Raw genomic sequence first — 11,608 nt, 5'->3', positions numbered from 1 at the left:
AGTATGCCGTGCCTGCAGCGACATCGATCCCAATTCCCCCCTGCCCTTTCTGCGGTTCGCAACAAGCGCATCCCATCGAAGTAGATGAATCGAGATGGGCAGTGGTATGCGCCGCATGCGGCGGCATCGGTCCGGTAGGCCGGAATCAGGAACAGTCGGTGGAACAGTGGGCCAAGCGATGGCCCTCGGCGCGCCATCCCGAACTGACCGTCGGGCTCAATCGTCCCGCGGATGTTCCGCAGACGTGAACGTGACTCGAAACGACAACATCTTGCCCTGAATTACCACCGCATCGGTCACCAAGGAGGCATGAAGCATGCAAGACAAGAACCGTAAGTCACGATTCAGCAGCGCTCTATACACCGCCGTCCTGTTCGCGGGACTCGCTGCCTTCTCCGTCATCCCGGGTAGCCAAGCCTTCGCCCAGACGGCTACCGCCCCGACGCCTCTTCTGGAAAAAGACCATGCGGTCGATTGGTGGTTCGTCTTCAAGTTCAACGCCAAGTCCTTTCCCGGGTGTGGCGCCGGGGATAGCGACCAACGCGCCTGTCCCTTCGGCGGCGATGTCCAGAACTACGCCTTGGGTCAGCAGTACGTCTATGCCAGTAGCGAGACGCAGACGCTCCGAAAAGGCGGTGGCTGCGCCGGCACCACGGCGGCCGATCCGCTCGGCGCCACCTTCGACGCGGTCTATAACGGCTCGTTCTATTACGTCATCTGGAACGACCAGTTCTACAACGATCCGCCCATTGCGGGGTGTTCGACCGTGTGCTCTTCGCCCTGGGGACACTCCAAGGGCATGGTGGCCTGGAACGACGCCGGCGACGGGCTGGTCCTGCAGGTATCGACTCCCTCCTGGCCCGCCGCCGGGAGCCGCCGGTTTCCGCGCAAGGCCGACGGCAACACGCTGGGTTGCGTGACGGACAACGACGTCAAGGTCAGCCAGCACTTCTTTTCGCTCAAGGTGACCAAGGACGATCTGGTGAATATCCTCGAGGCCCTCGCCAACGCCAGTGTGGTCACCGATCCCGAAAACTCCCAGATCGTACGCAACGGGGGGCCTGAGGACATCCAGGCGCTCGTCAAGAACCTCGGCACCAAGACCAAGGGTACGTCGATTACGAGAGTCCGGCTCTCCACTGGCGTGGGGCTGCTGTCAAAGCCCTCGGCCCTTCACGTACCGCCCTGGCAGATGGTCTCGGCGGTCCTGGGTGGCGCGTCCCTCCGGACCGCCACCTGGTGGGCCAATCCGCAGATCGACTCGACGACGGCGTCCACTCCCGTCGCGTGCTGGGACACCAATCTGGGTGCGCCCGGCGCGGTGGAGATTGCGACCACCGGCCAATGGGAGGGAACGACGTTCGGCCTCAAGGGCGGTCCGGGTCCGGATTTCAACCACGCGAAGATCGGCGTATCGACGGCCGGCCCGAACAACTTCGCGATTTTCGGGGACATGAACCAGCAAGGCACCCTGTCGGGAGCCAACTGCGGCAGCAGCCAGAACGGCCGGGGCGGCCTGTTCTACGTAGTCGAGAACAAGGTGCTGTCCGACGAGATCGCCAAGCTGATCAAGGGTGACACGGCGCCGACCCAAGCTCCTGCGGAGTGAATGCGAAGTTGCTTGCAGACTATTGGCCGGGAAAGAACCGGGCAGGCGTGAATGAAGCGGCCGGCAACGGCAGATAAGGAGGGGCGCCATGGGACGCAACATCGTTCTGTGCTTTGACGGCACCAACAACAAATATGCGGCGACCAATACCAACGTCGTCAAGCTCTACGGCATGCTGGACCGTGCCGGCGGTGATCAGCTAGCCTACTACCAGCCCGGTATCGGGACCTTTGCGCCGCCTGGGGTCTGGGACAAGTTCAAGAAGTGGTTCATCACCCGGCTTGACCTGGCGATTGCATGGCTACTCGAAGAGCACGTCAGCGACGGCTACCGGTTTCTGATGCGCTACTACCAGGACGGGGACCGGATCTTCATCTTCGGCTTCAGTCGCGGCGCCTATACGGCCCGAGCCGTGGCGGCCATGGTGCACAAGGTGGGATTGCTGACCCAGGGCAACGAGGAGTTGTTGCCGTTCGCCTGGAACATGTTCAAGCGGGAACAGGACCCGAAGCTGTACAACGGCTTCCGGCACACGTTCTCGCGCAAGGTGCCGATCCACTTCATCGGGCTCTGGGATACGGTGAGTTCCGTGGGATGGATGTGGGATCAGCAGACCCTGCAGTTCACCGCCAACAACCCTTCCGTTGAAATTGTGCGCCACGCGGTCGCCCTGGATGAGCGCCGGGCCTACTTCCCCCAGAATCTATGGGGCCACGATCCCGACCTGCCGACTGACGTGCTGCAGATCTGGTTCCCGGGCGTGCACTGCGACGTCGGCGGCGGCTATGCCGAAAAGGAAGCCGGGCTATCCAAGATCGCACTCCAATGGATGATCGAGCAGGCCGAAGCCTTCGGGTTACGGTTCAACCCCAAGGGAAAGGACGTGATTCTTCCGACTGTCGATACCGTGGATTACGCTGCTCCCGATCCCGCATCGGTGCAGCATGAATCGCTGAAGGGGCTGTGGTGGATCGCGGAATTCATTCCGAAGCCGCACCGGGACGCGGCCGCGGGGTGGGCCACGCGATGGATCATCCATGCCGGGCGGTATCGGCATGTTCCCGAAAACTCCAATATTCATTGGTCCGTTGCGGAACGCAGCCGCCAAGTCCCGTCATATCAACCGACGAATCTTCCGGCGGCGTTTACGGAAATCCAGCGATAACTCGATAGGCGACCCGGCAGAGCGCAGCGACAAGACGGGGTTCCGTGACGGCCTTCCGTCACTCGAACCGTAGCCATTACGGATTACTTCAACGCTTCGGCCAGATCCTTGTCCGTCACCTTCCCTGACTGGTGAAGCCATAACAGGATCGCCAGCGGCTTCGGAATAGTGCGGCCGGTTTCGTAGCGGGAACTGGTCGACTGCGTGACGCCATAACGTGCCCAGAAATCCACCTGACTGAGATTGGCTTTCTTTCGCGTGGTAGCGATGTCGGAAAAATCAAGTTTCTGCTTTCGGGCCATGGCGAACTCCATCGAGGGTGTAGTGACCGCTATGCTAGCTCAATGTTGTGCAGTGAGGTATCGATGATACGCGTCGGGCACGTAATCACTGCACGCCAGCAAAGCTGGTGCCAAGGATATCCCTAGAAATCAGATCGGCATAGTAACGATGTGCTTCTTTTTAAGTGGCAAGACTGTAGTAGTCGGAGTGGTATCGGCGCGCGGTAGTTGATTGACGGCATCCAAGGCCGCCGCGCGCAATAAGTCCATTCGTCAACGACGAATCCAGTGGCTCACGTGGCGAGCCACTGAACCACTAAGCTTGTGCCAACCATTGTCAAGGGGTCTCTGACCGTGCGTAGCGCATTCGCCCACATCGCCATTGTCGATTTTGCTGACGAGTCCGACCGACTTGAGGCCGGTTGCCGGTCCATCCGCGGGTACCGCGATTTGCACTCCTGCCATCTGTGCGATGACATCAAGGCCACCGAATGTGCCCGTGATCCGAGACTGGATTGTTCGCTCATTAGACAGGTTGTTCGGCTCGACCTCGCGTCAAAAATGGCAAGAACGATGGGATCGAGTCGCGCCAATTTTGAATACCTCACCTGAACCGAAAAAGGCACACTGATCATGGCCCACCTCCCCGATGTCGTCCTCGGCCCGCTGCGCGTCGGCACCACGCCGGTCACCCTCGCGGTCCTCTTCTCCGAGCCGCTGCTGTTCGCCGCCCACTACGCCACCGTCGCCGACATCCTCGAGTGGCCCGACGAGATTGAAGCCACATTGGCCAGCGTCCGTACCCGCTACGGCGCACACGATGCGGTACTCGACCTCATCGATACCCTGCGCGGCCAAGTACCCATGGCCCTGTCAGCCGATCTGGCCCGGCGCATGGCCGAAGGCATGGAACTGCACACCGCCCTGAAGAACAGCGAGGATACCTACCGTAACGCCTGTGCCGAGTGCCTGGCACGTCAACGCGAGGGGTTGACGATGGACGATTTTCCCGAGGAAATCACCCCGGGTGGCCGGCTGGCGCTCTTAGCCCGTCTGCTGGAATTCTCCCCGGCGCAAACCCGGGTCATGGCCTACGCCTTGGTCTATACGGTAGTCCCGGCGGCGCAGCTCTTCACCCGGATGTTCTCCGAGCAGCGCTGGAGCCGCCCCCTGTTCTGGCAGACCCTGCTTGATCTGGATGCCGAGTCCCTCGCCGGGGCGCTGTCGGCCACGGGACGACTCGCCGGGTCGGGATTGCTGTATGCCAAGGAAGGCGTCCCCAGGATGTCCGAGTTCTGGATGGAGTTGCTCGTCAAGACCGGCACCCGCTTCGAGGAAGGCCTCCTGCAAGCCCTCGCTCTGAAAGACTCTTCCGGGGGCGCGGCACGCCTGCCCGCCGACGACCGCGAAATCCTAGTGGTTCTGCTGGCGCGCCGCGAACCTGGCATCAACGTGCTGGTGCATGGCAAGTCCTCGGTCGACAAGAAACGCCTCGCCCATGGTCTGGTCCAGGCCATCGCCGGCGGCGCCTATACCCTGGCCGCCGACATTCCGGAGAAGGACCGGCCCGCCGCCGTGATGGTGGCGCAACGCCTGCTCGCCCGGCGACCGGGACGCGTCGTACTGGTCGTCGAGAAGGCCCAGGCCGTATTGTCGCGGGCCTTGCCGGATGGCTTTGCCTTCTTTCTGGGGCTGACCGACGAGGACGAGGAGGCTCGGCCCCTGGATGAGCGCCTGCTGGCGGAGAATCCGGTGCCGACCCTGTGGCTCACCCATGAAGCGAAACGGCTGCATCGGGACACCCTGACCCGCTTCCTGTTCCATGCCGAGGCCTTGAAGGGCACCCGAGCCGACCGCCTGGCCCTGGTTGAATCGATGATCGAGTCGCTGCCGCTGGCAAAGTGCCACAAGGCGGAACTGGCGAAGTTGGAGGGACTGTCGGCCCAGCAACTGGCCTGTGCCCGGACTCTGGCAACGATGACGGCGGGCCGTTCCCGCAAGATCTTTGCCCGGGATCTGCTGGTGGCCACCACGCGCAGCCAGAAGGCGCTGGCGCGTCGGGGCAAGGACGAGGCGCGGATCCCGGTGACCCGCTACAGCCTGGACTACATCCATGCCGCGGGACGCTTCGGTCCCGCCCAGATACTCCAAGCCTTGAAGCGCCGGCCGCAGGGAAGCTTGTGCCTGTATGGTCTGCCTGGCACAGGCAAGACCCAGTTCGCCGAGCATGTGGCACTGGAACTGGGCAAGCCGATCCTGATCAAGCACGCCTCCCAGCTTTTCGACAAGTATCTGGGGGAGTCCGAGAAGCGCATTGCCGAGGCTTTCGATGAGGCCGAAGAAGAAGGAGCGATCCTTCTTCTGGATGAGGCGGATTCCTTCCTGCGCGACCGCTCGCGCAGCGAGCATGGCTGGGAGGTGAGTACGGTCAATGAACTCTTGCAGAGGATGGAGCGCTTCGAGGAAATCTTCATCTGCACCACGAACCTGTTTAGCCAGGTGGATGTGGCGGCGCTGCGGCGCTTCACCTTCAAGCTGGAGTTCCTGCCGCTGACCCTGGAGCAGCGCTGGGCGATGTTCCTCAACGAAACCGGGCTGCGCGGCAAGCCAATTGCGGAGAAACGGCAATCGGCCTACGAGGAGCGGTTGGCGTTCATGCTGGACCTGACGCCGGGGGACTTTGCGACGGTGAAGCGGCAATGCCTGTTGCTGGGCGAAGAGCTGTCGCCGGAAGCGTGGCTGACTCAGTTGGAACTGGAGGTCAAGGCGAAGCATCGCTCAAAAGTGGATGAGGGCCCGCTGCTGCGGGTGAGTTGATGATGGTCCGCAAAGAGATCACCAACTTCACCGAAGGCTTTCGGGCCGGGTGTGCTCCCTTCCAAAAGGTGATGCCCCAATTGTTGCGTTCGATGGCGGTCAGCGTGGTGATGCTGTTGACCGGCGCTGGCGCCATCGCGATCGGGAACACGATGGCGGAACCGGCATCGATCTCCCTGCGAATCATCGGTGAAGGGTTGTTGATCGCCGGCGCGGTACTCGGGGCTGTCGCATCGGTCCGGGCATGGGTCGTTCTTTTCCGGGCGAGCGGCTTTTGGGGGAATCGATCATGACGAGGGGAAACTGCCAAGATTTCAGGAGGCAAAGAGCATCATGACTTTTAGGATAGACAGCGTAGCGTTCGAAACGCGCGAAGACAGTCCGTGGTATGGGCGCGTGATCTTCGACATCAAGGGCATCGAAGGGCGAGGCGAGTACGGCCTGTTGTGCGCTACGCCAGACGGCCTGTTCCTGGCGCCCCGCATATCCGGCGAGCTGGAGTTGCTGCTGCCGACTTTTCGTATTCCCAAGGGAGCCGATAAACAAGCGGCTTCGCGAATCCTCGCGGAAGCCCTGCATACGCTGGGGTGGGGGCCTGAGGTCGATCAAGCCGGGAATATTGTGAACAGCAAGACGTACGTGTTGCAGCCGATGAGATTGTGAAGGCCGTGCGTTCACTGGAATGCGTTGCTTTCCTTGAAGACCATCCTCGGCATTGTATGAACGATATCAAACCCAACCTATTCACTCCACGAACCGGAGAGAGCCATGATTCGATCGGTTGATTTCATTTCCCGCCTCAAGGCGGAATCCCTTCCGGCCAGAAACGACCTGGCGGTCATTTCGATCACCGAGCCGGAGGCGGATCCGGCGGCGCTCGCGTTCCACGAGGACGTGATTCTCCGACTGGTGTTTCACGACGTCGATCCGGGAGCCGAGACCGAAACGCGCTGGACGCTGTTCGATCCGTCGCACGCCGACCAGGTGATCCGCTTTGTGCGCCGGCTTCACGCCGATTCTGAGTATCTGGACCTGATCATTCATTGCCGGGCGGGTATCAGCCGATCGGCCGCGCTCGCTTTGTTTGTCGCGGCAGACACCGGCTGCGAGTTTCCACGAAGGCCGTTTGCCGGACTGGCCAACAAGCATATGCTGATCGTGCTCGAACAGATGACCGGCACGTCGTTGCCGCGCCCACGCGCGCTTCCGAAACGGGAGAGCTTCTCGGTTTCCGTTGTGCGCGATTTCCATACCGACGAGGCCGAGGTGACGGTGGAAAACATTCGCACCGGCGAAACGGTCGTAGTTGACGGCCCCATGCTCTTTGCCGCCGCGTTTGCCGCCGCCGGAATCCAGAAGGTGTGGGGCGTTCTGAATCCGCCGCCTAGTTACCATGTCCAGGATTGGGACAACCTGACGTGAATAGCTGCCCCGCTCATGGGCTACTCGAGAAGATCTGGCGGGAGACATCGTATTTCCCTGAAAGGTAGATCGACCGGTGAGTGCTTATCTTGCTGCTGTTTCAATGAATTCGGACAATCGCAAAGCCCGTTCTTTGGCGTCCTGCTAGAACATGGCCCGACCTGACTTCGACTTGCTGGACTTGCCGCCGGATCCTCCATCAAGCGGGGAGCCTGTCATGGTCTTTTATGACTGCGAGTTTACAAATCTTTCGCCCGCTTCCAGCTTGTTATCCATCGGGCTGGTGGTCGCTGATAGCGATGCCGAACTGTACATTGAAATCTCGGATGCCAACCTGAACGGCAGCTCCGACTTCGTCAAGAAGAACGTACTGTCGCTGTTCGGTCGGCATGCCCCGGAGGTACTGACCAAGGCGGCAACGGCGGTTCGGATTGAAACTTGGCTGGATACCGTGCGTGACGGTAATCGGCAGTGCCAAATTCAAATGATCGCAGACTCATCATGGGACTGGGACCACTTCCTCTTGCTGTTTCCGACGCGACCGCCCGGCGAACGGGCGTGGACGGTTGAATTCAATCTCATCGGCAGGATGGTGCAGCACATTCTCGACCTGAGCGGAGTGGATCAAATCCTTAGTAGGGTCATAGCGACATACCACCAGTTGCATGGCGAGCAGCACCACGCTTTGGTGGATGCCAGAGCCTTGAAGGCGGGATGGATGGTTGTGAAGATGCCGGGCACAGAGCCATGTGAATCGCCCCGGAACCTGTAGACGAATTGCATATTGTGTGTTGAAAAACAGTAAGACCACATATATAGTGCGGATTAGCACTCTTCGTGGCCGAGTGCTAAATTTTCATCTGCCACCTTGAAAGGGCTAATCGTGGCAGATATGCACCAAGTTATTTTCTACCCCGTCGGCAACGGTGACACTACCCAGATCATTCTGTGCGGCGGGCGCCGGGTTCTTTTCGATTTCTGCCATCGGGACAAGGCCGAAGACGCCGATACCCCAGAAATTGACCTCAAGGCTCGCCTCAAGGACGACTTGAAGAAGGCTGACTGCGATTACTTTGATGTCGTCGCCTTCACCCATGCGGATCTGGACCACATCCAGGGCAGTACCGATTTCTTCGAACTGCAGCATGCCAAGAAATATCACGGCGAAGGCCGCATCAAAATTCGCGAACTCTGGGTTCCTGCCGCCATGCTGCTGGAGGAGGCGGACAACGATCACCAGACTGAGGAGTACGTCTTGCTTCGGCAGGAGGCGCGGCACCGCCTGCTTGAGGGCAAGGGCATCCTCGTGTTCTCGAAGCCGCAGGCGCTGGTCGATTGGTTGGAGCCTCTTCTGAAGGCGCGCGGTGAGCCCGCCTCTGCCCGAGACCATCTGTTCATCGATGCCGGCACTATCGTTCCAGGGTTTTCGCTTGCGGCCGACGGCGTCGAGTTCTTTTGCCACTCGCCATTCATCAAGCACTGCGATGACGGAGACATCATTCGCAACCGAGCATCGCTGGTCTTCAATGTGCGCTTCCGCGCCGACGGCGCGCACTATGACTACCTTGAGGTCGGCGATGCCACGTGGGAGGAGATCGAGGACATCGTCAAGACGACGAGGTATCACAAGAACGACGACCGGCTTGCCTGGGATCTGTATAACATCCCGCATCACTGCAGCTATCTTGCACTGAACGAAGAAGGCCAGAAGGGCGAGAAAGAGACTGAGCCCAAGCCGCTGGTCAAGGATCTTCTGCTGCAGGGCAAGAAGGATGCGTACATTGTTAGCTGCAGCAAACCGATCCCGGACATGAAGGATTCGTACACCCAGATACAGCCGCCTCACATCCAGGCCCGCAGAGCCTATGAGCGCTACCTGAAAGAGGTTGGAGGCCGCAAGTTCCTCGTCACGATGGAAGAGCCCAACGCCAACAAGCCGGAGCCGATCGCCTTCGAGATCACGAGGGGCGGGGTTACCTGGAAGCGCTCGGGGTCCATCGGCGCACCGGCGATTGTCTTGTCGACACCTCCCCGGGCGGGCTGATGGCCGAGGAGTATCACGAACTCGTCAACGTCAGCGAAGTCCAGGACGCTGAGTCACTAACAATTCCGCGTGCGCGAGCGCTGCTCGACGCAGTCACGCGACAGCGTGACTATGAGGTGGTCCAACTTCTGCAGCACGCTGAGGGCAGTACGGCCAAGCTTGAGTGTCTCATCGTCGAGGTCGAGTGCGATGGGGTGCCGCCAAAGAATACTTACGGCATCAACTATCGCGAGCGCTTGGCCCTGTGCGTTCCCGACAACCCGAAGCAACTGGTGGAGGTTCTGGCGCTACGCAAGGATTTTCCGATCCTGATGCACCAGAATCAGGGCGTCCCTGGCGCTCCGGCGAGTCTGTGCCTGCACTTCGAGCCGACTGCAACCGTGATGCGCACATGGACGCCGCAAAGCTTTCTACGCCGGATTCAATGGTGGCTTGAGAAGAGCGCCAGGGGCGAACTGCATCCAGCGGACCAGCCGGTCGAGCATCTTTTCTTCGCGACCAAGTACGAGCTCGTCTTACCTTGGAATCTCGTGGAGCTTCGAGAGAGCCCGTTACATCGCTTTGTGATCGCCCGAAGCCCGGAGCGTCCCGACAAGGGCTTCACCTGTTTCCTGGAAGCGATACCGAAAGACACGGCACCAAAAACTGGCACTGCGGCACCCATCGAGTTAGTCCTGCCACCAGTAGTACACGGTTTCGTGGAGCGCGACCCGGCGAACTTGGGTCAGCTTGCCGACATTTTGTCGAGGCGAGGAACCGATTTCGTTTCCGCTCTGCGGACAGCGATGCAGGAACGGGTTGGCGACGCCGGTGTCGCTGTCTCCGCCGAGGACAGCTGGACCGTCGTTCTGCTGCACGTTCCCGTATGCAGGACTGTGGGGGCTGAACCTGTGGGGACCAGCCAACGGGCGTTTTTTGTGCTGACTGGCGCATTGGAACTTGGAGTCGCGATTGGAGCACTGCTGCTGCATGAAAAGCGGTACTTCAAAGACGTAATGAACGACCATATGACAACCCAGTGGCGCTCGCAAAAGATCTTCCCGATGGACGTGCTGAACCGAAACGACGCGGCAGCGGCCAGAAAGCAGTCCGGTATTGCCGAGGAAGGCCCGACTGGAGTGATGATCGGCGCCGGTTCTCTCGGCAGTGCAATTCTCAACCTGTGGGGCCGCAGCGGATGGGGTCGCTGGACGGTCATCGACAAAGACCACATCAAACCGCACAACTTGTCGCGGCATACGGCTTACACCCAGCATATCGGCGAATCCAAGACTGCGGTCGTAGCCGAGTTGCATGCTGCGGTGATGCATGGTGCGACCGAGATCATTCCTCTAAATGCCGATGCCAGCGACTTCACGCAAGAGTCGGTTACCAATGCGTTGACGGCAGCAAAGCTGGCGGTCGACGTCTCTACCTCCCTTGAATACCCGCGCGCAGCGAGCGCCATCGATACGTTCGCCAGGCACATCTCAGTCTTCATCACCCCGAACGGTAACGCGTCCGTGCTGCTTGCCGAGGATGCGCGGCGACTGGTTCGCCTGCGCACCCTGGAAGCGCAGTACTACCGCGCGTTGATTCAGGAAGATTGGGGAAAGGATCACCTTGCCGGCAACGCGAGTTCGTTCTGGAGTGGCGCGAGCTGCCGGGACATCTCGATGGTCATGCCGTATTCGCGGATCATGGGCCAAGCCAGCACGTTGGCCGAGCAGATTCCGATGGCGGCGGCGCGTGAGGACGCATTGATTCGTGTGTGGCAACGCGACCCCACTCGCGGCGTGGTCGAAGTACACGATGTGGTCGTCGTGTCGGAACAATGCATGGAGCTTGGCGAGTTCGACCTGTTCATCGACGCTGGCGTAGAGCACCAGCTGCGAGACCGGCGCACGAAAGGTTTCCCCAACGAAACTGGCGGCGTGTTGCTCGGGTACTACGACTTCAACATCGGTGCCGTCGTGGTTGTCGCGGGCTTTCCGGCCCCGCCCGACAGTAAGTCCAGTCCGGGTTCCTTCGAGCGCGGCATTGCCGGATTGGCGGAGGCTGTCAATGAAGCGTCGCGGCGAACCGCAGGAATCGTCGGCTACATCGGTGAATGGCACAGCCATCCGCCCGGACACTCCGCGTCGCCCAGCAGAGATGACCTCATGCAACTCGTCCATTTGGCATTAGGCATGGCGGATGACGGCCTTCCGGGCGTTCAACTCATCATTGGCGAACATGATCTGCAGGTCCTGCAGGGCACGGTTAAGTGATGAGCAGAGAACAGGTTGCCA

At 60.4% G+C, this 11,608-nt stretch carries 10 protein-coding genes; 9 read left to right on the top strand and 1 reads right to left on the bottom strand.

The genetic code is table 11. From position 1 onward, the window contains the following. Nucleotides 1-316: 316 nt before the first annotated feature. Both SUTH_RS02425 and SUTH_RS02420 read left to right on the top strand, forming a co-directional pair. A complete protein-coding gene (locus SUTH_RS02425; protein ID WP_041096825.1) occupies nucleotides 317-1,609 on the top strand; it encodes a deoxyribonuclease II family protein in 1,293 nt (430 codons plus the stop codon). An 88-nt stretch (nucleotides 1,610-1,697) separates the two neighbouring features. Then, the gene (locus SUTH_RS02420) at nucleotides 1,698-2,774 is read left to right on the top strand and encodes a T6SS phospholipase effector Tle1-like catalytic domain-containing protein (protein WP_052473116.1); all 1,077 of its coding nucleotides are present in this window, start codon (nucleotides 1,698-1,700) and stop codon (nucleotides 2,772-2,774) included. A gap of 83 nt (nucleotides 2,775-2,857) precedes the next feature. Here SUTH_RS02420 and SUTH_RS02415 read toward each other — a convergent pair whose 3' ends face one another. Continuing rightward, entirely contained in the window at nucleotides 2,858-3,076 is a 219-nt protein-coding gene (locus SUTH_RS02415) for a helix-turn-helix domain-containing protein (protein WP_052473796.1), read from the bottom strand. A 612-nt stretch (nucleotides 3,077-3,688) separates the two neighbouring features. Here SUTH_RS02415 and SUTH_RS18195 point away from each other — a divergent pair. The 7 genes from SUTH_RS18195 to SUTH_RS02380 all read left to right on the top strand — a co-directional run bounded on the left by SUTH_RS18195 (nucleotide 3,689) and on the right by SUTH_RS02380 (nucleotide 11,587). Then, complete coding sequence (locus SUTH_RS18195; protein ID WP_052473114.1) at nucleotides 3,689-5,872, top strand: AAA family ATPase; 2,184 nt, start codon at nucleotides 3,689-3,691, stop codon at nucleotides 5,870-5,872. A 2-nt stretch (nucleotides 5,873-5,874) separates the two neighbouring features. After that, the gene (locus SUTH_RS02405; protein ID WP_231851089.1) at nucleotides 5,875-6,165 is read left to right on the top strand and encodes a hypothetical protein; all 291 of its coding nucleotides are present in this window, start codon (nucleotides 5,875-5,877) and stop codon (nucleotides 6,163-6,165) included. Nucleotides 6,166-6,205: 40 nt separating this feature from the next. Then, complete coding sequence (locus tag SUTH_RS02400) at nucleotides 6,206-6,535, top strand: hypothetical protein (protein ID WP_041096819.1); 330 nt, start codon at nucleotides 6,206-6,208, stop codon at nucleotides 6,533-6,535. Between the two features lie 105 nt (nucleotides 6,536-6,640). Next, nucleotides 6,641-7,294, top strand: coding sequence for a hypothetical protein (locus SUTH_RS18190; RefSeq protein WP_052473112.1), 654 nt, complete (start codon nucleotides 6,641-6,643; stop codon nucleotides 7,292-7,294). A 217-nt stretch (nucleotides 7,295-7,511) separates the two neighbouring features. Further along, nucleotides 7,512-8,066 carry a 3'-5' exoribonuclease gene (locus SUTH_RS02390; RefSeq protein WP_148312829.1) on the top strand — a complete coding sequence of 185 codons (555 nt, stop codon included), beginning with the start codon at nucleotides 7,512-7,514 and terminating at the stop codon, nucleotides 8,064-8,066. Between the two features lie 111 nt (nucleotides 8,067-8,177). Next, on the top strand, nucleotides 8,178-9,338 hold the full coding sequence (locus SUTH_RS02385) for a hypothetical protein (RefSeq protein ID WP_084207223.1): 1,161 nt from the start codon (nucleotides 8,178-8,180) through the stop codon (nucleotides 9,336-9,338). Next, complete coding sequence (locus tag SUTH_RS02380) at nucleotides 9,338-11,587, top strand: ThiF family adenylyltransferase (RefSeq protein WP_041096812.1); 2,250 nt, start codon at nucleotides 9,338-9,340, stop codon at nucleotides 11,585-11,587. The genes SUTH_RS02385 and SUTH_RS02380 overlap by 1 nt, the downstream gene beginning before the upstream one ends. Nucleotides 11,588-11,608: the final 21 nt, after the last annotated feature.

The organism is Sulfuritalea hydrogenivorans sk43H, assembly GCF_000828635.1.
GTDB classification, from domain to species: Bacteria; Pseudomonadota; Gammaproteobacteria; order Burkholderiales; family Rhodocyclaceae; genus Sulfuritalea; species Sulfuritalea hydrogenivorans.
The sequence above is the reverse complement of the archived record's forward strand: the minus strand, read 5'-3'. Positions and strand labels throughout refer to the sequence as shown.

Coding starts and splice junctions, on each gene's coding strand:
- SUTH_RS02425 (WP_041096825.1), top strand. CDS start 317: ATGCAAGACAAGAACCGTAAGTCACGATTCAGCAGCGCTCTATACACC.
- SUTH_RS02420 (WP_052473116.1), top strand. CDS start 1,698: ATGGGACGCAACATCGTTCTGTGCTTTGACGGCACCAACAACAAATAT.
- SUTH_RS02415 (WP_052473796.1), bottom strand. CDS start 3,076: ATGGCCCGAAAGCAGAAACTTGATTTTTCCGACATCGCTACCACGCGA.
- SUTH_RS18195 (WP_052473114.1), top strand. CDS start 3,689: ATGGCCCACCTCCCCGATGTCGTCCTCGGCCCGCTGCGCGTCGGCACC.
- SUTH_RS02405 (WP_231851089.1), top strand. CDS start 5,875: ATGGTCCGCAAAGAGATCACCAACTTCACCGAAGGCTTTCGGGCCGGG.
- SUTH_RS02400 (WP_041096819.1), top strand. CDS start 6,206: ATGACTTTTAGGATAGACAGCGTAGCGTTCGAAACGCGCGAAGACAGT.
- SUTH_RS18190 (WP_052473112.1), top strand. CDS start 6,641: ATGATTCGATCGGTTGATTTCATTTCCCGCCTCAAGGCGGAATCCCTT.
- SUTH_RS02390 (WP_148312829.1), top strand. CDS start 7,512: ATGGTCTTTTATGACTGCGAGTTTACAAATCTTTCGCCCGCTTCCAGC.
- SUTH_RS02380 (WP_041096812.1), top strand. CDS start 9,338: ATGGCCGAGGAGTATCACGAACTCGTCAACGTCAGCGAAGTCCAGGAC.